General features: G+C 66.8%; 22 protein-coding genes. 12 read left to right on the top strand and 10 right to left on the bottom strand.

Features of this window, described 5'->3' with window-relative positions; translation table 11 throughout:
• Positions 1-58 precede the first annotated feature (58 nt).
• The 3 genes from M1D93_RS16945 to M1D93_RS16935 all read left to right on the top strand — a co-directional run bounded on the left by M1D93_RS16945 (position 59) and on the right by M1D93_RS16935 (position 3,923).
• On the top strand, positions 59-2,119 hold the full coding sequence (locus M1D93_RS16945; protein ID WP_461172623.1) for a beta-galactosidase: 2,061 nt from the start codon (positions 59-61) through the stop codon (positions 2,117-2,119).
• Positions 2,120-2,122: 3 nt separating this feature from the next.
• Positions 2,123-2,335, top strand: a complete 213-nt coding sequence (locus M1D93_RS16940) for a hypothetical protein (protein ID WP_461172622.1) — start codon at positions 2,123-2,125, stop codon at positions 2,333-2,335.
• A gap of 232 nt (positions 2,336-2,567) precedes the next feature.
• A complete protein-coding gene (locus tag M1D93_RS16935) occupies positions 2,568-3,923 on the top strand; it encodes an MFS transporter (RefSeq protein ID WP_461172621.1) in 1,356 nt (451 codons plus the stop codon).
• Between the two features lie 63 nt (positions 3,924-3,986).
• Here M1D93_RS16935 and M1D93_RS16930 read toward each other — a convergent pair whose 3' ends face one another.
• Complete coding sequence (locus tag M1D93_RS16930; protein WP_461172620.1) at positions 3,987-5,630, bottom strand: glycoside hydrolase family 53 protein; 1,644 nt, start codon at positions 5,628-5,630, stop codon at positions 3,987-3,989.
• Positions 5,631-5,917: 287 nt separating this feature from the next.
• A complete protein-coding gene (locus tag M1D93_RS16925) occupies positions 5,918-6,526 on the bottom strand; it encodes a TetR/AcrR family transcriptional regulator (protein ID WP_461172619.1) in 609 nt (202 codons plus the stop codon).
• A 181-nt stretch (positions 6,527-6,707) separates the two neighbouring features.
• On the opposite strand from M1D93_RS16925, the gene M1D93_RS16920 reads away from it, so the two are divergent.
• The 4 genes from M1D93_RS16920 (at position 6,708) to M1D93_RS16905 (ending at position 11,381) form a co-directional block, all read left to right on the top strand.
• Positions 6,708-7,991 (top strand): MFS transporter, encoded by a 1,284-nt coding sequence (locus M1D93_RS16920; protein WP_461172618.1) that lies wholly within the window; start codon positions 6,708-6,710, stop codon positions 7,989-7,991.
• 5 nt (positions 7,992-7,996) lie between these two features.
• Positions 7,997-9,610 carry an amidohydrolase gene (locus M1D93_RS16915; RefSeq protein WP_461172617.1) on the top strand — a complete coding sequence of 538 codons (1,614 nt, stop codon included), beginning with the start codon at positions 7,997-7,999 and terminating at the stop codon, positions 9,608-9,610.
• Between the two features lie 87 nt (positions 9,611-9,697).
• Positions 9,698-10,492 carry an oxygenase MpaB family protein gene (locus M1D93_RS16910; protein WP_461172616.1) on the top strand — a complete coding sequence of 265 codons (795 nt, stop codon included), beginning with the start codon at positions 9,698-9,700 and terminating at the stop codon, positions 10,490-10,492.
• A gap of 76 nt (positions 10,493-10,568) precedes the next feature.
• Positions 10,569-11,381, top strand: a complete 813-nt coding sequence (locus M1D93_RS16905; protein WP_461172615.1) for a phosphatase PAP2 family protein — start codon at positions 10,569-10,571, stop codon at positions 11,379-11,381.
• 78 nt (positions 11,382-11,459) lie between these two features.
• Here M1D93_RS16905 and M1D93_RS16900 read toward each other — a convergent pair whose 3' ends face one another.
• Genes M1D93_RS16900 through M1D93_RS16875 form a run of 6 tightly spaced genes read right to left on the bottom strand, consistent with a single transcriptional unit; the run spans position 11,460 to position 18,031 of the window.
• The gene (locus M1D93_RS16900) at positions 11,460-12,491 is read right to left on the bottom strand and encodes an aldo/keto reductase (protein ID WP_461172614.1); all 1,032 of its coding nucleotides are present in this window, start codon (positions 12,489-12,491) and stop codon (positions 11,460-11,462) included.
• The gene (locus M1D93_RS16895) at positions 12,488-13,858 is read right to left on the bottom strand and encodes an LLM class flavin-dependent oxidoreductase (RefSeq protein WP_461172613.1); all 1,371 of its coding nucleotides are present in this window, start codon (positions 13,856-13,858) and stop codon (positions 12,488-12,490) included. The genes M1D93_RS16900 and M1D93_RS16895 overlap by 4 nt, the downstream gene beginning before the upstream one ends.
• Positions 13,858-15,237: an LLM class flavin-dependent oxidoreductase gene (locus M1D93_RS16890; protein WP_461172612.1), complete on the bottom strand. Its 1,380-nt coding sequence runs from the start codon at positions 15,235-15,237 to the stop codon at positions 13,858-13,860. Before M1D93_RS16890 ends, M1D93_RS16895 begins: the two co-directional genes overlap by 1 nt.
• A 27-nt stretch (positions 15,238-15,264) precedes the next feature.
• Positions 15,265-16,071 carry an ABC transporter ATP-binding protein gene (locus M1D93_RS16885; protein ID WP_461172611.1) on the bottom strand — a complete coding sequence of 269 codons (807 nt, stop codon included), beginning with the start codon at positions 16,069-16,071 and terminating at the stop codon, positions 15,265-15,267.
• Complete coding sequence (locus M1D93_RS16880; protein WP_461172610.1) at positions 16,047-16,910, bottom strand: ABC transporter permease; 864 nt, start codon at positions 16,908-16,910, stop codon at positions 16,047-16,049. Before M1D93_RS16880 ends, M1D93_RS16885 begins: the two co-directional genes overlap by 25 nt.
• Positions 16,907-18,031 carry an ABC transporter substrate-binding protein gene (locus tag M1D93_RS16875; RefSeq protein WP_461172609.1) on the bottom strand — a complete coding sequence of 375 codons (1,125 nt, stop codon included), beginning with the start codon at positions 18,029-18,031 and terminating at the stop codon, positions 16,907-16,909. The genes M1D93_RS16880 and M1D93_RS16875 overlap by 4 nt, the downstream gene beginning before the upstream one ends.
• A 485-nt stretch (positions 18,032-18,516) precedes the next feature.
• On the opposite strand from M1D93_RS16875, the gene M1D93_RS16870 reads away from it, so the two are divergent.
• Positions 18,517-19,659 carry a PQQ-dependent sugar dehydrogenase gene (locus M1D93_RS16870; RefSeq protein ID WP_461172608.1) on the top strand — a complete coding sequence of 381 codons (1,143 nt, stop codon included), beginning with the start codon at positions 18,517-18,519 and terminating at the stop codon, positions 19,657-19,659.
• Positions 19,660-19,699: 40 nt separating this feature from the next.
• On the opposite strand, the gene M1D93_RS16865 is transcribed toward M1D93_RS16870, so the two are convergent.
• Positions 19,700-20,593 carry a helix-turn-helix transcriptional regulator gene (locus M1D93_RS16865; RefSeq protein ID WP_461172607.1) on the bottom strand — a complete coding sequence of 298 codons (894 nt, stop codon included), beginning with the start codon at positions 20,591-20,593 and terminating at the stop codon, positions 19,700-19,702.
• Positions 20,594-20,733: 140 nt separating this feature from the next.
• Here M1D93_RS16865 and M1D93_RS16860 point away from each other — a divergent pair, with 140 nt between their 5' ends.
• From M1D93_RS16860 to M1D93_RS16845, 4 genes are all read left to right on the top strand, one after another.
• Positions 20,734-21,993 (top strand): multidrug effflux MFS transporter, encoded by a 1,260-nt coding sequence (locus M1D93_RS16860; RefSeq protein ID WP_461172606.1) that lies wholly within the window; start codon positions 20,734-20,736, stop codon positions 21,991-21,993.
• A 115-nt stretch (positions 21,994-22,108) separates the two neighbouring features.
• Complete coding sequence (locus tag M1D93_RS16855; protein WP_461172605.1) at positions 22,109-23,149, top strand: NAD(P)-dependent alcohol dehydrogenase; 1,041 nt, start codon at positions 22,109-22,111, stop codon at positions 23,147-23,149.
• A gap of 183 nt (positions 23,150-23,332) precedes the next feature.
• Positions 23,333-24,103, top strand: coding sequence for a hypothetical protein (locus M1D93_RS16850; protein ID WP_461172604.1), 771 nt, complete (start codon positions 23,333-23,335; stop codon positions 24,101-24,103).
• Between the two features lie 50 nt (positions 24,104-24,153).
• The gene (locus tag M1D93_RS16845) at positions 24,154-24,333 is read left to right on the top strand and encodes a hypothetical protein (protein WP_461172603.1); all 180 of its coding nucleotides are present in this window, start codon (positions 24,154-24,156) and stop codon (positions 24,331-24,333) included.
• Between the two features lie 43 nt (positions 24,334-24,376).
• Here M1D93_RS16845 and M1D93_RS16840 read toward each other — a convergent pair whose 3' ends face one another.
• Positions 24,377-25,546: an ROK family protein gene (locus M1D93_RS16840; protein WP_461172602.1), complete on the bottom strand. Its 1,170-nt coding sequence runs from the start codon at positions 25,544-25,546 to the stop codon at positions 24,377-24,379.
• Positions 25,547-25,550 lie beyond the last annotated feature (4 nt).

Here is a 25,550-nt window from a genome sequence, read left to right as displayed (position 1 = left end):
GCCCTTGCTTGGCACTGTGATAAAACTGGGACCGCACACAGTCCTAAGGAGAATCCCCATGACAGACGTCCTTCACCGCACGGTGCCGCAGACCGCTGCGGCACCAGAGCGCTTACCTGCGCCCTGGGTCCGGCGGCCTGCCGGCCTTTGCTACGGCGGGGACTACAACCCGGAGCAGTGGCCACGCGAGGTGTGGGTGGAGGACATCGCGCTGATGAAGGAGGCCGGAATCAACCTGGTCAGCATCGGCATCTTCTCCTGGGTGCTGCTGGAGCCGCGCGAAGGCGAGTACGACTTCGAGTGGCTGGACCACCTGATGGACCTCCTGCATGACGCCGGCATCAGTGTTGATCTGGGCACGCCTACGGCAGCGCCGCCGGCATGGTTCTGGAAAAAGTACCCGCAGGCCCGTCCGGTCACGCGCGAGGGTGTCACACTGGGCAACGGCTCGCGGGGGATGGCAAGTCCCAGTTCGCCCGAGTACCGCCGCGCCGCCGCCAACATCACGGAGCAGCTGGCCTCCCGCTATGCCTCACACCCCGCGCTGGTCCTCTGGCATGTGCACAACGAGTACGGTGCGCCGGTCAGCGACTCCTACGATGATTACTCTGTGGCAGCGTTCCGGGACTGGCTGCGTGCCCGCTACGGCACCCTGGAGGAACTGAACAACGTCTGGGGCACCCTTTTCTGGGGCCAGAAGTACGGCGAATGGGACGAAATCGACGCGCCCCGGCTCTCCGCCAGCGTCAGCAACCAGTCCCAGCGCCTGGACTTCCGCCGCTTCACCTCGGACGCGCTGCTGGAGTGCTACATCAACGAGCGGGACGTCATCCGGCGGTACACGCCGGACATTCCCGTGACCACCAACTTCATGGCCACCAACTGCCTCGCGGCGGACTACTGGAAGTGGAGCAAAGAGGTGGACATCGTTGCCAACGACCACTACCTGGTAGCCCAGCGGACGGACAACCACATCCTGCTCGCCATGGACGCAGACCTCACCCGCTCGCTGGCAGGGAACAAGCCCTGGATGCTGATGGAACACTCAACCGGTGCCGTGAACTGGCAGGGGCGTAACATCGCCAAACGTCCCGGCGAGCTGGCGCGCAACAGCCTCTCGCACCTGGCCCGCGGGGCCGACGCCGTGATGTTCTTCCAGTTCCGGGCATCCCGGTTCGGCGCCGAAAAGTTCCACTCCGCCATGCTTCCGCACGCCGGCACCGGCACCCGGATCTGGCGCGAAGTGCTGGACCTCGGCGACGACCTGAAGAAGCTTGCCGCCGCCAAGGGATCCACCGTCAAGTCCCGGGTGGCCATCCTTTGGGACGTGGAGTCCTTCTGGGCGCAGGACCTGGAATGGCGGCCCAGCAGTGACCTTAACCACCGGGAACGTATCGAGGCGTATTACACCACTCTTTGGCAGGCCGGCATCAGCACCGACTTCGCGCACCCGGAGGCGGACCTCTCCAAATACGATCTGGTGCTCGCCCCCGCCCTGTACCTGGTGGGGGACGAGGCTGCTGCCAACCTTCGGGACTACGTCGAGGGCGGCGGCAACCTGCTGGTCTCCTACTTCTCCGGCATTGTGGACGCCAATGACACCGTTCCGATGGGGGCCTCACCCGGCGGCCTCCGGGACGTGCTGGGCCTGGAAATCCACGAGTTCCTGCCGCTGCGCGAGGATGAAACAGTCACCCTTAGCAGCGGTGCCGCGGGCAGCGTCTGGACGGAGGAAATCCATCCCGGTACCGCAACCGTTCTCAGTCACTACGTGGACGGGCCGGCAGCCTCTCGGCCCGCGGTCACCCGCAACAACTTCGGCAGCGGAACTGCGTGGTACGTCTCCACCAAGCTCGACGACGGCGACCTCGCCGCTGTGGTGCGTGACGCCGTCGAAAGCGCCGGCATTGAAACGGCACCGCGGCCGTCGGCCGGGCTGGAAGTCGCCTCCCGCAGCGCCGGGACGGATACCTTCACCTTCCTGATCAACCACGCGGACACCGATGCCGAATACCCGGCCAACGGGCTCGACCTCCTCAGCGGCGAAACCGTCACCGGCACCGCTGTGGTCCCGGCCGGCACCGTGTGCGTGATCCACTCCAACAAGGAACAGGGGTAGGACGTGACCACCGCAACCGCTGAGTGCATAGAAGTAAGGGTCGACAGCGCCGGCCAGATTGCGGAGCGGCTGAATGCGGCCGTGAAGGATCTGCAGGTACTGGCAACCCGCAGCCGGACACAAGGGATCCTGGTCGCCCGGCTTAATCCGGGCCACTTCCGCGTCTCGCTGAGCGACCAGGTGCCTTTCGGCCTGACCCGCGAACTGATCCACTAGGCGCGCTTCCGCACCCCTCGGCTCCCTTTGGCCCAAGGGGGCGGAAAGGGCTTTCCTCTAGCGTTGACGTGATGCACGGCACTGCCTATACTTTTGATGAAACGATTCAAGGAGCGGCTTGGGACGGATCGCGGGCGTAGCTAAAAAGCCCTGCGGGAATCGCGGCCACCAATAAGACAATCCGGAATGGGACACCTCCGGTTCCTTGCCAATGACGAGAAGGAAATCACGGATGAGCATAACGACCACCGGGAACGCCCAGCCCGGCCTCACATCCGGCGTCGAAGGCAGGGATCCGAAGAGAGCCGCGATGAGCGGGTGGATCGGCGGCGCACTCGAGTACTACGACTTCGCGTTGTACGGCCTGGCCGCGACCCTGATCTTCCCTGCCATCTTCTTCCCGTCCGAAAATCCCACGGTGGCGATCATCGCGTCGCTGGCGACTTACGCGGTGGGATACGTCTCCCGGCCTGTCGGCGCTATTGTCCTGGGTGCATACGGTGACAGGCACGGGCGCAAGAACGTGCTTGTCATGGCGATGCTGCTGATGGGCTTCGCGACGTTCGCAGTCGGGCTCCTGCCCACGTATGGGCAGGTGGGTATCCTCGCTCCCATCCTCCTGGTGGCCCTCCGCCTGATCCAGGGGTTTGCGGTGGCAGGCGAACTCGGCGGCGCCAGCGCCATGATCGTGGAGCACTCGCCGGACGCCCGGCGCGGCTTCTTCGCAAGCTTCAGCCTTCAGGGCACCCAGGTGGGATCCATCCTGGCCACCGGCGTCCTGCTTCCGCTGGCGGCCCTTCTCCCTGCCGACCAGTTCCAGAGCTGGGGCTGGCGCATTCCCTTCCTGCTCAGCGCCTTCGTGATCCTGGCCGGATACATCATCCGCCGGCGGGTCCAAGAGCCCCCGGCCTACCTGGCGCAATCCGAAACCGCTACCGCCAAGCGCCGGTTCCCGCTTATTGAACTCCTGCGCTCCCACCCGCGCGTCCTGATCCTCTGCGTCATCATGACGTTCACTAATGTGATCGGTATGGCCACGCTGATCTTTGGCGTCTCCTTTGCCACCCAGAAGGGCTACGGCATTGGCTTCTCCAGCAGCGAGTTCCTGTGGGTTACCCTGGTGGCCAACCTGGCTGCGGTAGTAACGATCCCCATGTTCGGCGCCCTGTCCGACCGTATCGGCCGGCGTGTGCTGATGGTGGCCGGCGGCATCGGCGGCGGCGTGGCCGCCAGCGGCTACCTGTGGGCGATTGAGCAAAAGAGCCTCTTCCTGGTCTTCGTCAGCGTTGTGATCGTCCAGGGGATCTTCTTCCAGATGTGGAACTCGACCTTTGCCACGTTCTTCCAGGAGCAGTTCCCCATGCGGATCCGGGTGACCGGTTTCGCGGTATCGCAGAACGTCGGCCTTATGATCGCCTCGTTCTTCCCGAGCATCTTCACTGCGGTAGCCCCTCCCGGCTCAGCCAACGTTCCGGTGGTCATCGGGTTCATCACGTTCGGGATTTGCCTCGTGGCGGCCGCGGCCACCTTCCTGGCCTCCGACACCAAGGGCAAGTCGCTTGAGGAACTCGAAGCACATAAGGCCTGACAGTCCAGCCAGAAAAGCCGCGCCTGCCCTGATGGGCAGGCGCGGCTTTCTTGTGCGGAGAGGTCAGCGTTTGACGTCGGGATCCGGCGCGAATTCCAGCAGTGCCGGAAGGGCCCGGCCGTCGAAGCCGAACATTGCCTGGTTTTCCCAGGCGTTACCGGTGGTGGGGTCCGCGGGATCCCAGCCGTTACCCGGAACCGCTGTCCAGGCAGGCTCCCAGGAGACAACACCTAGACCACGTCCACCGGGTGCAGAGGCCACCACGTCCTGGACTGCCCGGAAGTTGGCTGCCTGTCCCTCAGGCGTGGCCGGGTAGCCGGGAGTGAGCTGGTTTTCCCGGGCTATGACGTTCTCCCACGGATCAACCGGGTTGTCCGCGAGCGTGAACGGGTAGGAATTTTCCACCACGATCACGTTCCGGTCATAGCGGGCGGACAGGGTAGTGATGGCGTTCTGCAGGTCAGCCATGGAGCCGTGCCAGAAGCCGTAGTAGGACAGCCCGATCGTGTCGAACTGGACACCCCTCTTCGTGACCTCGTCGTACCACCAGGTCAGGCCGCCGATTCCGTTGTTGATATTCGTCAAATGCAGGATGACGTCCGTCTGGGCATTAACATCCTTGGTGGCCCGGGCGCCGGCCGACAGGAACAATGCCAGGTTGTCCCATTGGGCTCCCTTGACGTCGTCCTTGGGGTTGACGTCCCAGGTCTGGCCGAGGGGCCAGAGCATGCCCGGGTTAATCTCGTTGCCCACCTGGACTGAGTCCGCCGTGGCTCCGGCGTTCTTCAACGCGGTTAGCACCTCGAAGGTGTGGGCGTAGACGGCGTCGGCCACTGCCTGCGGGCTCAGGCCCACCCAGGCAGCGGGCATCCCCTGGGCGCCGGGGTCTGTCCACCGGTCGCTGTAGTGGAAGTCCACCAGGACCTTCATGCCGGCAGCCTTGGCGCGCATTGCAGTTGCGACTACTTCGTCTGTGGTGTTGTAGCCGTCAGCGGGGTTCACCCACACCTTAAGCCGCACCAGGTTGGCGCCGGCGCCGGCAAAGGCCTCGACGGCGTCCACCGGCCGGCCGTTTGCGTCGAAGTACACAGCTCCCATGTCCTCGTTTTTCGCAAGGTTGGAAAGGTCGGCACCGCGAACGGCGCGCGCCACGGATCCGGGGGTGAGCGTGACGTCGTCCACCACCGCCCAGTCACCGGCCTTGCCACGGGTTTCGATGACGATCTCGCACCCACTCTTCGTCACGTAAGCATCGGCGGAGATCTGCAGCCATGCGCCGTCCTGCGCCGTGGACGGAAGGACGGTTTCGCCGTCGACACCGCAGTTCTTCAGCCCGATCCGGGAAGCGCCCAGTGTCCCTTCAGCCTTGACCCGGGCCGATACCGTCCACCAGCCCTCGGCGAGGTTCCCGGTTTTCTGGCGCAGGTTCACCGTGCCGTCGGAGCCCAGGCGCTGGGCCAGTTGGGGATTGCCGGCCTCCGCCGCCGTGGTGGTTGAGGCTGGGTCGCCGGTGACTTTCCAGCCGGCCAGCCCCTGGGAAAAGTCTCCATTGACGACGGCGCCCGCTGCCTGGCCTTGGGGGCTCTCGGCAACGGCCGGGGCAATTCCTGCCGGCAGTGCTGCAGCAGCGAGGAGCGACACCGCCACCACTGCTGATTGTCGTTTCCGGTTCCTGGGGCGGTGCATCTTCGAGTCGAGCTTTTTCATGTCGTCCTCCCTGACGGTCTGAGCTGGGAAACCGGTCCGTTGCAACAAATGCGCGCTGGACCGTGTGCGCTCCCAGTAGTAGCACACCCAAATAGTCTGGGACTAGAGGCGTTCATGCGACTCAGTCAGGGCCGTTTGCGATAACTCAGCTGTAATCGCTCCCAGCTACGAGCGGCAGTTGGCCCTCATCACGAGTTCGCTGGAACGCTTCCAGAACGCCGGAACGTTCCAGCGATCCGGCAGCGCTCCGGCGATTTCAAAGCAGGCGCACCGCCGCGCGCCCACCGTCAGCCAGCGGCCAGGCGCATCCGGAGCGAGTCGAGGAGCAGCCCAAGGCCGGCCTCGAAGGCACGGTCGCTGCGTTCTCGGCCGTGGCCGGATGCCTTGAGCAGCCGCGACAAAGTGGCGGCGGATTCTGTCGGTTCCCAGACGTCGTCGGGGGCTGCAAGGTCCAGGCCGGCGCCCAGCGAAAAGGAGTCGATGACTGAGATGATCGTCAACACGTCGTCGTCAGGAAAGCCGCCGGTGATAAGAGCGGAGGCCATCCGCTCGTAGGCGGTGATCACTCCGGGATCGGTAATGGTCTTACCTACGATGAGCGGCACGACGAACGGGTGGGCCGCGTACATCTCCCGCTGGCCACGGACAATCAGCGAGACCACCTCGTGCCAGCCGGCATCCTCCGGAACATCGGGAATGGACTGCGTCGCCAGCCGCGCACGCATCAGTTCGATGATCTCGTCCCGGCCCGAGATGTGGTTGTACAGGGACGACGCCGTGACGCCAAGGCGGCGGGCGAGGGCATTGACGCCGAATCCAGCCCCTTCATCCACCAGTTCGATGGCGGCATCGGCGATGCGGTCCACCGACAGGATCGGGGTTCTGGGCCGTGGCATGGGGCTCCCTTCGTCAGATGCCAGTCTATGGACTCTTCCCTTTGACCTACATCACATGCATAATAAAACGAACGCCATTCGTTTTAGCGACGCTGCCGGTGACGGCAGCAGGCACGGCGGACGCAACGGAGCGCCGCCGGCCCTGTAACCGCGCATCTTCCTGTTCAAAGGACACATTCACATGACCAAGCCAGAACCGCAGCGGCTTCCGCTGACCACACAACGCGCAGTTTCCACGTTCGGGATCGGCGTCGTCGGCTTTATGAGCGCCAACCTCGTCCCGTTCATGATCCTCGCCATTCAGGACTCCCTCAGCGTGGGGGCAACGGAAGCCGGAACACTCATGACGGCCTGCCTCCTGGCCACGGCTCTCGCCTGCCTCGCGGTCACCCGCTTCACGGAAGGCCGCGGGCGGTACCTCGTGGCCCGGCTGGGGCTGGCTGTGACGGCGGCAGGGTTCGGCCTCGCCGCCCTGGACCTGGCTCCCGCCGCGTCCATCATCGGCATCATCGCCGGTGGTATCGGAGCGGGCGGTGCCGTGGCATCCGGCGGGGCGGCACTGGCAGCCCTGCGCAATCCAAACCGGGCGTCCGGCATCAGCGGACTGGCAAACCGCGCCATCGTCACGGTTGTGCTGGCCGTTATCCCGGTGGTGGGCATCGGGATGGGGAGCGCCTTCGGCTTCGTGGCCGGGCTTGCCCTCGTGCTGCTGTTCACCGCCGGGTGGCTGCCGATGGCCGGGGCGCCGAAGCGACATGACGGGACCCCGGGCGCGTCACCGGCGCCGGGTACGACGGCGGCAGTTGCCCCCGAAAGAGCTGTCACCACCGGAACCATCACCACCAGGACCATCAGCATTGCAGGCTTCACGCTGCTGGCAATTTTCGCGCTGTGGGCAGTAGGCGAAGACTCGCTCTGGGCGATGTCCGGAGCCATCGGTGTTGCCCAGGCCGGGATGACGGAGGAACAGTTGGGGCTGGTGCTGAGCGCGTCCACTGCGGGAGGGCTGCTCGCCGCCATAGCCCTGATCTTCCTGGGGACCAGGCTGGGCCGGGCGCTCCCGCTGGGCATCCTGCTGGTACTCGGCAGCGCCCTGAAACTGACCGCCTGCCTCACCACCGACCCCACCATCTTCCTCGTCGCCATGATCGCGTGGAACACGGTGTACGCCGTTGCCTTTATGTTTTTCATCGCCACGGCGGCCGCCCTTGATGCCAGCGGCCGCTGGTCCGGGCCGGTGCTGGGGGTCTACCTGGTGGGATCCAGCTTCGCGCCCATGTTCGGGGCCTGGATCGGTGAGGCGTTCGGCTTCCCCGCCCTCGGTTGGGTGCTGGCCGGCTTCAGCTTGGTGCTCCTGGTTCCCGCCGTGCTCATCGCCAGGCTCTCGTCCCGGGTCGAGGCGGACAATGCCTCAAACACTCAAAACTCATCCGACATCACCACGATCCGAACTGCAGGAGTCTGAAACCCATGACCGTGCTTTACCGCAACGCCCGCGTCTTCACTGCCGACGAGGCCGCCCCCTGGGCCGAAACGTTCGTTGTCGACGCCGACAAGATCAGCCACGTAGGCAGCGATGCTTCCGCCACGGCGGCTGCCGGTGACGCCGCCGAGGTGGTTGACCTGGGCGGGAGGCTGGTGCTGCCGGGGTTCATCGACGCGCACACGCACGTGATGATGCTTGGCGAGGCGCTGGGAAAAGTGGGCCTGACAGACGCCAGGACGTTGTCCGAGATACAGGAACGCCTGCGCACCGCCCGGGCCGAGGACGCCCGTGCCCGGCGGATCCTGGGCAGGGGCTGGCTGTTCGACTCACTCCCGGCAGCACCAACCTCGGCGATGATCGACGAAGCAGTCTCCGACGTCCCCGTCTACCTTGATGCCAACGACTACCACTCCTGCTGGGTGAACCGGGCAGCGCTGAAGGAATTGGGCATCACCCGCGATACCCCGGATCCGCTGGGTGGACGCATCGGGCGGGACGGCCAGGGCGAACCGGACGGGATGCTGTACGAGACTGCCGCCCAACAGTTTGTGTGGCCGTTCCTGGCGAAGGTAACTTCGGACGCTGAACGGGATGCCGCCGTCGAACGCTCCATCGAGGCTTACCTGGCCGCCGGGGTGACCGGAGCCGTGGACATGGCCCTTGGCGAACTCGACCTGGCGGCGTTCCTCCGTGCGGCCGCGCGCCGCGGCGGCCGGCTGCCCATCCGCGTGGTGGCGCACTGGTTCATCCACAACACCGGTGACGAGGCCGAAAACCTGGCGCAGGTGGAACGCGCCGTGCTCCTGGCCGGGGAAGTCAACACCGAGTGGCTCCGCGTGGCCGGCATCAAGCTGGCATTGGACGGTGTGATCGACGCCTGCACTGCTGCCATGAACCGGCCCTACGCGGACGGTTCGCAGGCCGGGCCCATCTGGGCGCCGGAGCAGCTGGATCCGGTGGTGGCGGCCGCCGACGCTGCCGGGCTGCAGGTTGCCCTCCACGCCATCGGGGACCACGCCAGTGATATTGCCCTGGATGCCCTGGAACGTGCCGCAGACATAAACGGTCCACGGCGCCGCCGCCACCGCATCGAGCACCTCGAATACGCCTCACCGGAAACCCCTGCCCGGATGGCCCGGCTCGGCGTCACCGCGTCCATGCAGCCCGTCCACGCCGACCCTGCCATCTACGGCAACTGGGTGGCGATGCTGGGCGACGACCGGCCGGACCGCAGTTTCGCCTGGCCCGAATACGTGGCGGCCGGGGCCCTCCTGGCTTTTTCCACCGACGCCCCCACTGCACCGTACGAAGCCCTGCAGAACATGTTTGTCGCCGCAACGAGGCAGTCAGCCCTGGACCGGTCCTTTCCTCCCAACAATCCGCATTTCGCCCGTCCCCTGGCTGACGCTATCGCGCACGCAACCCGCGACGCCGCTGCCTCAGTGATGGAGGAGGACTGCCGCGGCCGGCTGAAGGCTGGTCTCGCTGCGGACTTCACCGTGCTTGACGCCGATCCCTTCAAGGACGGCGAGGAATCCCTGCTGAACGCCCGGGTCCTGCGCACCGTGGTTGGCGGCCGCACGGAGTACATCGCCTGATCCGGCCAGCCGATGGGGCGGGGTAAGGAGCTCTTCTCAACTGGCAGCTCCGCCCCGCCACCCGGCGCGCTCCGGTACCCTGTTGAGATGGCGCGAGAACTTGCCGGACTGAACGCGGAGGGCATCCTGCTGGCGGGGGCGGGACGGGCCATCCTGCTTCAGCTTGCCGATCCGGCGGTTGGCCGCGGCGTCGCCGAGAACAGCACCTTCACGGACCGCCCGATCAACCGGCTCAAAGGCACCCTCACGTACGTGTATGCCGTCACCTACGGGACGGAGGAGCAGGTCAAGGAGGTCCGCCGCAGGGTGAACCGCGCCCATGTGCCTGTCCGCCGGGATGACGATGGACGCTCTCCCGGGTACAACGCCTACGACCCGGAGCTGCAGCTGTGGGTAACGGCAACCCTTTACGACACTGCCCTCACCATCATCGAAAAGATCTACGGCCCGCTCGACGAGGAATCCGCCGATGCCATGTACCAGGACTACGCCAGGCTTGGGACGGCCCTGCAGCTTCCGCCGGACAAGTGGCCCAAGGACCGTGAAGCGTTCAACCGCTACTACGACGAACGCATGGCAAACCTGCGGGCCAGTGACGCCGCTGTGCTCGTGGGCCGCGGCCTCCTGTATCCCAAGCGTGCAGCACTCTGGTACCGGGCCATCATGCCGTTTGCCAGGTTCCTCACGGCCGGTCTCCTTCCGGACCAGTTGCGCCAGGACTTCGGCCTGCCGTGGAGCGGCCGCCATGAACGCCGCTTCCACCGCACCATGAACGTCCTCGCTGTGACCTACCCCAAGCTGCCGCGGGGCATCCGGCACTGGTTCAAAAACTACTGCCTCAACGAACTGGATACGTCCCCGCGCCGGGCAATGCACGCGTAATTCCTTCCCGCTGGACCCGCTGCACAAGGTAAGCTTGCTTACTAGTTTCGGTTCGGCGGCAGGAAGGGCCCAGGAGATGGTTGCAGGAAAGACTCCGCCCGAGACCGGTGTGAGCGGTGAAGTCCACCAGGACCGCTTCGTCGGCGGGCAGGACCTCACCCGGTGGGACACCAAACCCGGCCGGTTCCTGGCCTCCACAGTCCAACGGATCAGCAGGCTGCTCGGCTCCAATGCGGCATTGGTCCTTACCCTTGCCGTCGGGGCAGTGCTGGCCGTTGCGCTCGCCGCTATCTTCGCCGAGGTGTATGAATCCGTGGTCCAAGCCGACGGCGTTGCCGGGCTGGACCATCCGATCCTCGACGGTGCCAAAACACTCCGGTCCCCGGGCCTGGACACGTTTATCACCGGCTACACAGATGTGGGCGGAACCGTGGGCATGCCGGTGCTCGCCCTGGCCATCATGATTGGGCTGACGTTGAAGCGCCGGTCCTGGACACCTGTCATCCTGATGCTTACTGCCGGGCTCGGTTCGCTCCTGATGACCATTGCAGGGAAGGAACTGGTGGGCAGGACCAGGCCGGACCTGGCCGATGCTGTGCCGCCGTACGAGTACTCCGCCTCGTTCCCCAGCGGCCACTCCTTGAACTCGGTGGTGATCGCGGGCATTGTGGCGTACCTGGTGATCCTCCGCCTCAAATCCTCCCGTGCCCGTGTTCTCACGGCAGTGGCAGCGGGGGTTTTTGCGGCCACCATGGGGCTCAGCCGCGTTTACTTGGGCCACCACTGGCTCACCGACGTACTCGGTGCCTGGGCGTTGGGGGCCGCTTGGCTGGCGCTGGTCATCACCGCCCACCGCCTCTACCTCACCACCCGGGTGCACCCGGCCTGATCGGTTTGCGCGTTGGGCCGGACGACGGCGGGAGCTTCCCGCGCCGTCCGGCCCAGCTTCCGCTCTACCTGGGGCAGGTCAGCGGCTGCGGCGGCGCAGCAACGGGTCCGTCAACGACGGCGGCCGGTAGCCGGCGTCGGCCTGGTTCAGGGTGGTGCCGGGCGGGACGATTTCGTCGATCCGGTCCAGCACGTCCTTGGACAGGCTGACCTTGTCCGCGCCGAGCGCCCCTTCCAGATGCTCCAGCGTCCGTGGCCCGATGATCGCGGACGTGACGGCGGGGTGCTCCAGCACGAAGCCGAGGGCCAGATGGATCAGGGAGAGCCCTGCCTGGTCCGCGAGTTCGGTCAGCTCCAGTACTGCCTGGGTCTTGCGGGCATTGTCGGCCGACGACGGGTCGTGCCGTTCCGGCTGCCGCGCAGCCCTGCTGGAGGTGGCGTGCGCGCCGTCGGGCCTGATCCTCCCGGACAGCCAACCGCCGGCCAGCGGGCTCCACGGCAGGACTCCCAGCCGGTGTTTTTGGGCCAGCGGCAGCACTTCTCGTTCAATGCCGCGGGCCAGGATGGAGTACGGCGGCTGCTCGGTCACGGGCCGCTCACGGTGCCGCTCGCGGGCCACGTACTGGGCTTCGACGATCTGGCCGGGATCGAAGGTGGACGTGCCGATGTAGCGGATCTTGCCCTGCCGCACCAGGTCGGTGAGCGCCCCCAGTGTCTCGTCGATGTCCGTGTCCGGTTCCGGCCGGTGCACCTGGTAGAGGTCGATCCAGTCGGTCTGCAGCCGGCGCAGGCTGTCCTCCACCTCGCGGATGATCCACCGGCGGGAGTTTCCCGCCTGGTTCACGTCCTCGCCGAGGCGGCCGTGGACCTTGGTGGCAAGCACCACGTCGTCCCGGCGGCCCTTGAGCGCCTTGCCCACGATGACCTCGGACTCTCCCTTGGAATACACGTCGGCGGTATCCACCAGGTTGATGCCGGAATCGAGGGCGCGGTGGATGATGCGGGTGGAATCCCCGTGGTCCGGGTTGCCGATGGCCCCGAACATCATGGTGCCCAGGGTCAGCGGGCTGACCTTGAGGCCGGTGGCGCCAAGGCTGCGGTACTCGGTCATGCGGATGCTCCTAGCAGTTGGTTGTTGTGCTGGCTTGCGGGCTTGTTCTGGCGGTCCGCGGTGTACTGGCTTTCAGGGCGGTCGAGGCCGAAATGTTCGCGCAGTGTCCGGCCCGTGTACTCGGTGCGGAACAGGCCGCGCGACTGCAGGATGGGAACCACCTCATCGGCGAACGCCTCGAAGCCGCCCGGCAGCCACGGCGGCATGATGTTGAACCCGTCCGCCGCGCCTTCTTGGAACCAGCGCTGGATCTCGTCCGCCACCTGGATGGGGGTGCCGGCGAAGACGTAGTGCCCGCGGGCCCCGGCGAAGCGGTGCAGCACCTGCCGGACGGTGAGGCCTTCCCGCCGGATGACGTCCAGGAGCAGCTGGCTGCGGCTTCCGGCCCGCCCTGCTGCCGCCAGTAGTTCAGGCGGGAAAGGCTCGTCCAGTTTCACGCCGTCGAGCTCCACACCCAGCAGTTTGCGCAGGATGCCCAGCCCGTATTCCGGCTGGGTCAGCTCATCGAACTCCTGCTTGAGCGCCCGTGCCTCCGCCTCGGTGGAGCCCAGGTAGGGGCTGATGCCGGGCAGGACCAAAAGTTGCCGTGGGTCCCGGCCGTTCGCTGCAGCCTGTTCCTTGATGTCGGCGTAAAAACCCTGCGCGCTCTGCAGCGTCTGGTGGGCGGTGAAAACCGCTTCGGCGTGCTGCGCGGCGAAGGCCTTGCCGTCGGCGGAGGACCCGGCCTGGACGAATACCGGCCTGCCCTGCGGGGACCGCGGGGTATTCAAGGGGCCCTCCACCCGGAAGTGCCCGCCCTCATGGCCGATCGGATGGATCCGCGAGGTATCGGCGAAAACGCCACTTTCGGCGTCGGACACCACTGCCCCATCCTCCCAGCTGTCCCAGAGCTTGCCCGCGACGCGGACGAACTCGTCAGCCCGCGAGTAGCGCTCGGCGTGCGGCGGGTGCTCGTCCAGCCCGAAGTTGCGGGCCGCCCGCTCCGCACCGGTGGTGACGATGTTCCAGCCTGCACGGCCGCCGCTGAGGTGGTCCAGCGACGCGAAGAGCCGGGCCGCATTGTACGGTTCCAGGTACGTGGTGCTGGCCGTGCCGATCAGGCCGATCCGTTCCGTGGCTACGGCAATGGCGGAGAGCCACGTGAACGGCTCCAGCCGGAACCGGGTGGCGTACTGCACGTTGCTCTCCAGTGCCGGTCCGTCCGCGAAGAACACGGCATCAAGCTTCGCGGCCTCGGCACGCTGCGCCAGTTCCTGGTAAAAGCGGATGTCCAGCAGGCGGTCCGTCCGGGACTTCGGGTGCCGCCAGGCGGCTTCATGGTGACCGCCCGGGTAGATGAACAGGTTGAGTTTCAGCTGCCGGCCCATCAGAACGCCGATCCGATCGATGCCAGTTCCTGGGATCCCGCGCCGGCGTAGCGGTTGGCCGGGCGCTCCAGGCCGTAGTGCTCGCGCAGCGTCCGGCCGGTGTATTCCGTCCGGAACAGCCCGCGGTCCTGCAGGATCGGCACCACCTGGTCCACAAACGTCTCCAATCCCGAGGGTAGCACCGGCGGCATGATGTTGAAGCCGTCCGCTGCCCCGCCATCGAACCATTCCTGGATGGCGTCCGCCACCTGGACCGGGGTGCCGGTAAAGGTGCGGTGCCCACGGCCGCCGCCCAGCCGGCCGATCAGCTGGCGCACGGTGAGCTTCTCGCGGCGGGCCAGCTGGACGATCAGCGTGTAGCGGCTCTTGGCGCCCTCGATCTCGTCCTCGCTGGGCAGGTTGTCCGGCAGCTGGCGGTCCAGGGGCAGGTCCTCCGGGGCGATGCGCAGCGTCTTGGCCAGCTGGATCCGCGCGTACTCGGGCTTGATCAGCCGGTCGAGTTCCCGCTCCAGCTCCAGGGCTTCAGCTTCGGTGGCGCCGATGACGGGGACGATGCCCGGCAGGATCTTGATGGTCTCCGGGTGGCGGCCGACGGCGGCGGTGCGGGCCTTGAGGTCCCGGTAGAAAGCCTGCGCATCCGTCAGCGTCTGGTGGGCGGTGAAGACGGCGTCCGCGTACCGCGCGGCGAGGTCCTTGCCGTCCTCCGACGATCCGGCCTGGACAATCAGCGGGTGGCCCTGGGGTGAGCGGGGCACGTTCAGGGGCCCGCGGACCTTGAAGTGCTTGCCTTCGTGGCCGATCACGCGGATCTTTTCGCCGTCTCCCCACACACCCTCGGCCTTGTCCGCCAGCACGGCGTCGTCCTGCCAGCTGTCCCACAGTTTCTGCGCCACCTCAATGAACTCAGCGGCACGCTTGTACCGTACGGCGTGGGCAGGCTGGTCATCCACGCCGAAGTTGCGGGCAGCGTCCGGGCCGGCGGTGGTGACCACGTTCCACCCTGCGCGCCCGCCGCTGATCCAGTCCACTGACGCGAAGCGGCGGGCCAGGTTGAACGGCTCGTTGTAGGTGGTGGACGCGGTGGCGATCAGGCCGATGTGTTCCGTGGCGCCGGCGATAGCGGTAAGGAGCACGGTGGGCTCGAGCTTGCCGGCCGGGCGCCGGCCCACCTCGCCGAAGAGCACGGGGGAGTCGGCGAAGAAGATGGAGTCCAGCTTCCCGCGTTCAGCCGTTCGGGCGAGCTGCTTATAGTGCTCCACATTCGTGCTGGACTGCGGGTCGCTCTCGGGCAGCCGCCACGACGCCTCGTGGTGTCCGGTGCTCATCAGGAAGGCGTTGAGGTGGAGTTGGCGGATAGTGGGAGAGTTGTCAGAAGTCATGGGATGGTCCTTCAGCTGAGGTAGTGGTCAGTGGCTGGTGCCGATGACGCCAAGGTCGGCAAGGAGGTCGCGGCGGAGGGCTTTGTGGCCGGCGGCATCCACTGCGGTGCTGATCTCCGGCGTCACGGAGCGGACGGTGGCTACGCGGCCGCGGTCCAGCACCACGATCCGGTCCGCGAGGGCAATGGCTTCGTCCACGTCGTGGGTGACCAGCAGGACTGCGGGCCGGTGCAGGGCCACCAGGTCCTGGAGCAGTCCGTGCATTTTGATCCGGGTCAGCGCGTCGAGGGCGCCGAACGGCTCGTCCGCCAGCAGCAGCTGAGGCTCGCGGACCAGCGACCGGGCCAGTGCCACGCGCTGCTGCTCACCGCCGGAGAGCTCGTGGGGCCAGGATTTTTCCCGGCCGGCGAGCCCCACTTCGGCGAGTGCTTTGCGTGCCCGGGACTCGGCGTCGTGCTCCCGCAGGCCCAAGGTGACGTTGCCCAGGACGCTGTCCCACGGCAGCAGCCGCGAATCCTGGAACACCACGGACACCCGCTCGGGGACGCTGATCACACCGCTGCCGCGGACGTCGTGGTCCAGCCCGGCGAGGGCGCGCAGCAGCGTGCTCTTGCCGCAGCCGCTGGGACCAAGGAGGGCCACGAATTCGCCGGGGGCGATGTCCAGGTCCACCCCGTTCAGGACGCCTTTCGGGCCAAAGCTGCGGATCAGGTTCCGGACCGAAACCGCGTTGGTTGCGCCGGCTGCAGGGGCTTGGCCGGAGGAGGAGCCGACGGCGGACGGTGCCGTGCCTGAAGAAGCGACGGCGGTCAGCCCGCCAGAGTGCGCTGCCATGAGAGGGCCTTTCGTTCGATGAAGCGGACGGCGCCGTCGGACAACAGGCCCAGGATGCCGTAGACCGCGAGTCCGAGGACGATGATGTTGGTTTGGCCGTAGGTGCGGGCGAGCTCCATCATGTAGCCGATGCCGCTGGTGGCGTTGATCTGCTCCACCACCACCAGCGACACCCAGGCTCCGGTAACGGCGAAGCGCAGGCCCAGGAAGAATCCGGGGAGCGCGCCGGGGAGGACCACCTTGCGGATGAAGGCCGTGCGGCTGAGCCCCACGGTCTGCGCGAGCTCCACGTAGCGCAGGTCGATCCCGCGCAGTCCGGCGTGGGTCTGCAGGTAGATGGGGACGAAGACGCCCAGGGTGATGGTGAGGACCTTCATGGTCTCGTCGATGCCGAACCACAGGATGAGCAGCGGAATCAGTGCCAGGCCGGGGATGGCGCGCTTGATCTGCACCGGTCCGTCAATCAGCGCCTCACCCACGCGGCTCAGTCCGGCAAGGAGGGCCAGCACCGCACCCACCACGATGCCGAAAAACAGTCCCAGGCCGGCGCGCTGGGCGGAGATGGCGAGGTTTTCCTGCAGCCTGCCGTCGGCGATCAGTTCACCGGCGGTGGCCACCACGGTCCAGGGCTCCGAGAGGATCCGCGGGTCCAGCAGCCCTGTTGCGGAAGAAACTGTCCAGAGCCCCAGCAGGGCGGAGGGGCCCAGCAGCCAGGCCAGGCGCCGTCGTCGTCCGGGGCCCAGCCTCCTGCCGGTGGGCCGCACGTCCTCGCGTGCCGCGAGGGCCGGGTCCAGGTGGGGCTCGACGGCGGGACGTTCCAATACCGGGGCCGCGCTCATGCTGCACCGCCCTTGCCGGCCGCTGCGAAGGCGGTGCCGGCGATGGCCTCGAAGCGGGTGTCGTAGAGGTCGGCCGCCTTCAACTGCGGCTTCTTCTGTTCCCGGGCCAGCAGGTCGATGGTCTGCTGGTGCCGCCCGATGGCCTCCGTCCAGGAGGTGGGAACGTCCCGTTTGCCGGCGGCGTCGATCAGGTACTGCCCGTCCTCGGCGGAGAGGCCCTGGTCCTTGATGTAGTAGCCCTCCAGCCATTCCTTGGGGTGGTCCTCGATCCAGCGCTGGGCCTTGCCCCAGGCTTCGACGTACTTGGCCAGCGCGGCGGCCTTGGCGGGATCGGCGAGGACCTTTGCGGGGGAGTACAGGTGCCCCGGGTCGTCGCGGAGGCCGTGGCGGAGGGTGGTGGCGCCGTCGGCCTTGTACTTGGCGAGGTACCGCTTGATCTGGACGCCGCCCAGCGGGGCGGCGTCAACCTGCTTGCTGGAGAGCGCCGAGGAGTACGCGTCACCTGTGCTGGGCAGCTCGATGAGCTTCACGTCAGCCTGGGCGAGCCCCGCCTTTTCGAGGATGCGCAGGACCAGGGCGCCCTGGGCCTGGCCGGGGCTGTAGGCGATTTTTTTGCCGCGCAGCTCCTCAAGCTTGGTGATGCCGGCTCCCGGTGCGACGCCGAGTTCGTACAGCGGGTGGTTCACCGCGTCCTGACGGTAGGCGCTGGCGATGATCCGGACGTCCAGGCCGGTCCAGGTGGCGTGGATGGGCGGGATGTCCGCCACCGAGCCGACGTCCAGGGCGTTTGCCCGGAAGGCTTCGGTGGTCTGCGGGCCGCCGGAGATGTTGGCGAACTCCACGTTGATGCCGTCCAGGTCCTTGATCAGCCCGGACAGTTCCAGCGCAACCCGGATGCTCGGATCGCCCACCTTGATGGTGGTTCCCGCCGGGACGGAGGCGGCCAGCGGGGCAAGCGACGCCTGGCTCGCCTGGGGGTTGCCGGCGGTGGCGGTTCCGCCGCAGGCCGTCAGGAGGGCGACGGCGGGAATCGCCAGGAGTGCGCCCAGGGCGCGGCGCCTGGTGAAGGTCGAGGGCGTGCTTGTGGCCGACGGGGGACGGGAGGATGCAGCGAAGGACATGGTTGGCCTTTCGGAGGGTGGTGAGGGGAAAGTGGCGTTCGAAAGCCGAAAGAAGGCACAGCGGAGCTGGCCCTTCAGGGGCGGAAAGAAAGGGATTGGTGCTCGCTGCCCGCGGGCAGCTGCCGGAGGCTAGACGGCGGAACCGCGGCTGCGCATGCTGCACATTCGTTCTATGCGGCAACAGAACGGACGGGAGGTGTGGTGTTTTGGCGGGCAGCTGGTTGTTTTCGGCACCTGGTCCTCCTGTTCGTTCCGGCGTGTCGCAGCGCTGTTCGTGTGGCCCGGCGTGGGCTCTGGAAACACCTAAGCACGGCCATCGGGGGCTTGGCCAGCACCGCGCAACGGAAGCGAAACGGGAGGAAACGGCGCTACTTATGGGGCCATGAGGAGGACAAACCGGGCAACGGGACGCCATGGTCCGCAACGCAGGTTAATGTGACTGGAAGGAACACTGTCCCGGGCACCGTGATTGATTGGAGAAGCGTATGCGCCATCGGACCCTTACCGCGGCTGTCATGTTGATGGGTGTTCTGCTGGCAGGCTGCACCGCGGCCCCGCCGTCTTCGGCACCTCTGTCGACGTTCCCTGCCCCGGCGTCCTCGGCCCCGGTGACTTCCGCCCCGGCCGCCACCGCCACAGGCAGCGAACCGGCCCGGACAGCACCGGCAACCATCGCCGGAACGCCGCAACCTGTCGCAACCGGCCTTGCCGCGCCATGGTCCGTGGTGTTCCGGGACGGAACGCCGCTGGTCAGTGAGCGGAACAGCGCGCGCATTCTCGAACTCGCGCCGGACGGCTCCTCGCGGCCCATCGGCACGGTTGAGGGCGTTGCTGACCGGGGCGAGTCAGGCCTGCTGGGCCTCGCGGTGGGCAGCGGCGGCGACCTGTACGTCTATTCGACGGGTTCGGACGGCAACCGGGTCCAACGTTTTGCCGTGACCGGCGCGCCTGGCTCTCTCTCGCTTGGGCAGCCGGACACACTGCTGTCAGGGATTCCGGCTGCGAGTACCCACGACGGCGGCCGGATTGCCTTTGGTCCGGACGGCATGCTCTACGTAACGGCCGGGGACGCGCAGCAGCGCGACAGCGCGCAGGACCCGGGCTCCCTTGCCGGCAAGATCCTGCGCATGACTCCCGACGGTGATGCCCCGGCCGACAACCCCTTCCCCGGCTCCCTCACGTACAGCTACGGGCACCGGAACCCGCAGGGCCTGGCATGGGCGGACGACGGAACGCTGTTCGCCACGGAATTCGGGCAAAACACCTGGGATGAGCTGAACGTTATTAGGCCCGGCGCCAACTACGGCTGGCCCACGGTGGAGGGGATTGCGGGCCGGGAAGGTTTCGTGGACCCCGTGCAGCAATGGCAGCCCGGCGCGGCGAGCCCCAGCGGTATGGCCCAGGCAGGCGGCACCCTGTTTATCGCCAACCTCCGGGGACAGGTTCTGCGGTCCGTGCCCGTCTCGGACCCCACCACGTTCACCGACCACTACAGCCGCGAGTACGGCCGCATCCGGGACGTGGCACTTTCCCCGGACGGGCAGCTGTGGTTCATGACAAACAACACCGACGGCCGCGGTGATCCACGGCCCGGCGATGACCGGATCCTCGCCGTTCCCCTTTCCTAGGGACGGGCGCCAGGGGAGTAGAGGCTTCCAGTCCCTGACGTTAGCTCCTGGCGGAGGCTTGGGCTGATTCGATGATGTTCTCTGTCGCGGCCCACGAGGCGAGGAGTTTGAGGGCTTCCTCGGAGGCGCTGCCCGGTGTGGCGGGGTAGACCGTCAGGGTATGGCCGGGATCCTCTTCCAGTCCCAGGACCTGATAGTTCAGCTCGAGGAGTCCCACCACGGGGTGCTTGAAGAACTTTGTGCCGGCGTAATGGCGGCGGACGTTGTGCGCAGCCCAGCGCGTACGGAATTCGTCACTGCGCATGGAGAGCTCGCCGATCAGCTCGGCAATGCCCTTGTCGTGCGGGCTGCGGCCTGCTTCGCGCCGCAGGATGGCGACATTGACGTTGGCTGCCCGGTCCCAGTCCGTGTAGAAGTCGTGGGCGCGGGGGTCCAGGAAGATGAACCGTGAATGGTTCGCCGGCCGTGCCGTGCCGCGGTACATGTCGGAGTACAGCGCGTAGCCCAGGGCGTTGGCGGCCACGATGTCCATCCGGTTGTTGCCAATGAAGGCCGGCGCCCCGGTGATGGTGTCCAGGAGGTACTGCAGCTCCGGCCGCACCCCGGACGGGACGGAACCCGCCGCGCTCGCAGCACGCTTGCGGCCCGAGGTGTTGGCCGCCCGGGCGAGGTCGTACAGGTGGTCATGCTCAGCGCGGTCCAACTCCAGTGCCTGGGCTATGGCGTCAAGGACACTGTCAGAGACGCCGGTCAGGTTGCCGCGTTCCAGGCGGGTGTAGTAGTCCACACTGACCCCGGCAAGGCGGGCTACTTCTTCCCTGCGCAGTCCCGGCACCCGGCGCCGGCCGCCGTAGGGTTCGATGCCGGCCTGCTCCGGGGTAATGCGCCCCCGGCGGGTGGACAGAAACTGCCGGACCTCGGCTCGGTTATCCATACGGACACGTTACGACGAAAAGGTAAACGCTAAGGAGGGTCTGCCATAACCGGTTTCAGCAGGGCCCTCGCTACGCCTGCCGCCGGCAGGTCTCATGGAAACAACCCCTTTTAGCCATCAACGAGCTGGAGCACCAACCCATGCTGCCGACAGCAACAAGCGCGCCATCGGCCGGCGCCGTCCCGGCCACGCTGGTTGCCACGGTTATCTTCCTGACCGCCGTGGCCCCGCTGGCTACCGACATGTACGTTCCGGCCTTCCCCCGGGTGTCCGAGGAGTTCGGCACCACCGCGTCCGCTGTGCAGTTGACGCTGACCACATTCTTCGCCGGAATGGGGCTCGGACAACTCGTGGGCGGGCCCTTCAGCGATCAGCGCGGCCGGCGGCTGCCGCTCGTTGCGGGCACTCTGCTGATGACGGTCGCTTCCGTGGCCTCCGCCGTGGCACCGGACGTTGGGATCCTGATGCTGGCACGGTTCCTGCAGGGCTTCGGCGGCGGCTGGGCCATGGTCATCGGGCGGGCCGTCATCGTGGACCTGGCCCGCGGCCCGCAGCTGGTCCGGGTCCTGAACCTTGTAATGGGCATCGGCGGCGTGGCCCCCATCATCAGCCCCCTGCTCGGAGCCGTCATCCTCCAGCTGACCGGGTGGCGGATGACCTTCTGGTTACTTGCCGCCCTCGGCATCCTGATGACCCTCTGTGCGCTGTTCATCGTTCCGGAGTCGATGCCGCCGGAAAAGCGGCACGCAGGCGGGCTGGGGGAATTCGGCCGCGCGGCGAAGGCGGTGCTCTCCAACCGCCGGTTCGTTGGCTACGTGGTGGTGGCGTCGTCGGCCTTCATCGCCCTGTTCGCCTACGTGGCCACGTCCGCGTTCATCCTGCAGAACATGAACGGGCTCTCGCCGGTGATGTACTCCGTCGTGTTTGCCGAGAACGCAGGCGGCATGACCATTGCTGCGCTGGTCTCGGCGCGGCTCGCGGGCCGCGTACCCACCCGGAAGGTCATCTTCGTGGGCCAGATCATCGCCCTTGCCGCCGGGGTGGCAATGCTGGCCGGAGCCTTGTGGTGGGCCACCCCGCTGCTGGTGGCGATGGGCAGCTTCTTCGCCCTCATGGTGGCCCAGGGCCTGATCAACACCAACGGCGGCGCCCTTGCCTCCGCGGAAGTACCGGAGCACCCGGGCACCAGCTCAGCGGTCCTGGGACTCGTCCAGTGGACCACGGCAGGCGTCGTCGCGCCGATTGCCGGCCTCGGCGGCTCGGACACGGCGGTGCCCATGGCGTCGCTTATGATCGGCGGAGCGCTGCTTTCCCTGTTCGGACTCCTTGTCCTGGCCCACCCGCGCACGGCACGTTCCCCTGCGAAGCACATCATCGACGACGGGTACGAGACCCGCTAAAGGGGTTCTGCCATAACCCGTTTCAGCAGGGCCCTCGCTACGCCTCCCTACCGCGGGGTTTGATGTTAATCGACCCTGTAGCATTTCGTTAACCCCCAAAAACCACAGGAGAACCATGACCACCGTCAAGGCCTATGCATCCCCGTCCGCCACAGAGGACCTCTTCGCCACCACCATCGAACGCCGCGAAGTTGGCCCCCACGACGTCCTGATCGAGATCAAGTTCGCCGGCATTTGCCACTCGGACATCCACACCGTCCGCGGCGACTGGGGCCCGCAGCAGTACCCGCTGGTTCCCGGGCACGAGATCGCCGGTGTTGTCACCGAAGTCGGCTCCGCCGTCACTAAGCACGCCGTAGGTGACCGCGTGGGTGTCGGCTGCATGGTCAACTCCTGCCGCGAATGCGCCAACTGCCTGAAGGGCGAAGAGCAGTACTGCCTGGCCGGGAACGTCGGCACTTATGGCGCCGTGGACCGCGACGGAACCATCACTCAGGGCGGCTACTCAAGCCACGTCGTCGTGACCGAAGACTTCGTGGTCCGGATCCCCGAAGGCATCGAGCTCGACGCCGCCGCCCCGCTGCTCTGCGCCGGCATCACCACCTTCTCCCCGCTGCGCCACTGGGGCGCCGGCCCGGGCAAGAAGGTTGCCGTCGTTGGCCTCGGCGGCCTCGGCCACATGGCCGTCAAGCTCGCCGCGGCCATGGGTGCAGAGGTAACCGTCCTGTCCCAGTCGCTGAAGAAGCAGGAAGACGGGCTGCGCCTGGGCGCCGGCAGCTACTACGCCACCAGCGATCCGGCCACCTTCGAAAAGCTCGCCGGCACGTTTGACCTGATCATCAACACCGTCAGCGCCTCGATCGACATCAGCTCCTACCTGCAGCTGCTCACCCTGGACGGCGCACTGGTCAACGTTGGCGCCCCCGCGGAACCGCTCCCGGTCAACGCGTTCGCCCTCATCATGGGCCGCCGCTCCTTCGCAGGTTCCATGATCGGCGGCATCCGCGAAACCCAGGAGATGCTGGACTTCTGCGCCGAACACGGCATCGGTGCGGAGATCGAGGTCATCCCCGCTGAGAAGATCAACGACGCTTATGAGCGGGTCCTCGCCTCGGACGTGCGCTACCGCTTCGTGATCGATACCGCCACCCTCTGATAACAGAATGCGTTCGACGGCGGCCGGCTCCCCAGGGGGCGGGCCGCCGTCGTGCTTTAAGGTTGAAAAGCGTTTCTGTTATTCGCCGCAACGGTTCGGCGCCAATCCCTCACGTTCCCGGTCCGAAACCTGGAGGCGGTTCCACAATGGGAGGACAGGTTTTCCTAGCCCCGGGAGGGTGAAATGCGCAGGTCCGACGGGCTGCTCCCCGCAATGACTCTGGTCGCTGTTGTGCTGGCCGGTTGCGGCCCGCAGGCAGGGCCACCCACCGCCACCACCCCGGCCGCGACCACCACCGCCGCCGCCACGTCCACTGCCGCTGCCTCTTCCGCCGCTTCGACGCCGCCGGCCGCCCCGCCCACCACGACGGCGACGGCAACCACAAAGCCCACCGCCACGGGGACGGCCTGGAAAACCTTTACGACGGCGGACGGGCAGCTCACGTTCGATCTTCCGGGGGCGTGGAGCGTACGCGATCCGGCAGGGGAGCTCCCGGAAGGCGGCGGGGCATTCGCGGAGGTCACGAACGCGGCCGGAAGGCCCCTGGCAACCCTCCGCACCAACATGGCCACCGGTTCCACCTGCCTGGAGAAATATCCCTTCGCCGAGTTCGAGTCGCAGGAGCTTCCGGCCCTGGCCCAGAACGGCGACGTTCCGCGGTACGTGTTTGAAACCCGCGGGGATGCCACAGCTCCCGGCCCAGCCGACACCCCGGCTGCCGCCTACGGCATCACCACCGTTGAAGCTCCCGCCGGTGATTCAGCCTGCCCGATCTTCCACTTCTTCACCTGGCCGCCCACTGCCGCGATGTTCGGCGCGTTCTTCAACCCGGAGAACAACGTCACGCCCGGTGCGGAGTCCCTGCCGTATCTGGATCAGGCCCGCAAGTACATGGACACCGCCGAATACCAGAACATCAAGCGGATGATCACCTCGCTCCGGCCTGCCGGCTAAAGCCATCGGTTCTCCGCCATCCGGGTCCACTCCCACAACGAATTACTGGCATGAACTACTACAGCCCGGCGGCGCAGGAACGGGCACGGGACGCCGCATACGACGCAGTGGAAAAAGTCCTCGACGGCATGTTCTCGCCGTTGAACCGGCACGCGCTGAACGGCCGCTGGAAACAGGCCTGCGAAGCCATGGCGAAGTACCTGGAAGCCGAAGACAACGGCGAGGAATAGGTGATGCGGGCCGCCAGGTGACCTGCCGGATGCCCTGTGGTCGCTACCCTGCGCCGCTCTCCGCTTCATCCGCAAAGAGCTGGTCAACAGCATCCGGAGCGAAGATTTTGCGCATGACGAGGGTAGTGAGCCCGTGGCAGGCGGCAAGGTCCTCCGAATGGCCCGGCTCCACCACCATGCCATCGGCGATTCGCTCCACCACGTCGGTCAGGACACGGGAGGACACCTTTTCCACGAACCCGGGCAGGGCGCCGATCTGCCCACCCAGGACCAGGCGGTCCGGGTTGAGCGTGGTCACGGTGGCTGCCAGAGCCCGGCCAAGCACGTCCGCAGCATGGCTGAGGGCTTGCAGGACCTCGGGGTTTCCCGTCCCTGCTGCTGCGCTGATGTCATCGATCTTCGTCAGCCCCAGATGGCTCAGCTTGTTCCTGAGGGCACGCCCTGAGCTGTAGGCGGCCAGGCACCCGTGACGGCCGCAGCGGCAGAGCGGGCCGTCGGAGGACATCCGGATATGGCCGATGTCTCCGGCAGATCCATGGGCGCCCCGCAGGATGGAGCCCTCCACCACGATGCCGCAGCCAATTCCGGTTCCGACCTTGACGTAGACAACGGTCTCAGCGTCGCTGGCCCGTTCACCCAGGGCAGCGGCACGGGCGTCGTTTTCAATAACGAGAGGCAGGTCCCAGGCCGCTTTGACTGCCTGCACCACTGAGTCGGGGGACCATCCGGGGATGGTGGTCTGGTGCTTCACGTGCCCGGTACCGGCTTCCACTGGTGCCGGAAGGCTGACGCCGATACCCAGCAAAGTCTCATCAGCGCCCTGCTCCAACAGTTTCCCTCCTGCTTCGATCAAGGGAGTCAGGACTGAATCAGCCGGCGCGCTGATTTCCAGTTCAAAGGTCTCGGAACGCAGTTGGCGGCCGGTGGTGTCCGTGATGCTGACGGTGCCGTGTGTCTGGCCGAGAGTCAGCGCCAGGACAATGCGCCCGCGGTCCTCGAAGCGGATCTTCCGGGAAGGCCGGCCACCCGTGGAACTGAGGGGTTCGGCCTCGTAGATGTAGCCGCGGCGGGTGAGGGTATCCAGCCGCTCATAAAGGGTGGCACGCGACATCCCGGTGGTTGAAAGCAGTTGCTGGCGCGACAATCCGTCCCCCGAACGAATCAGCTCCAGAAGGTGGCCGTGCGAGGTTGCCCCGCCCAGACTTGCAGGCATTCTT

The organism is Arthrobacter sp. Z1-9, from assembly GCF_054792695.1.
Note: the sequence above shows the minus strand (reverse complement) of the source record. Positions and strands in the feature narration are given on the sequence as shown.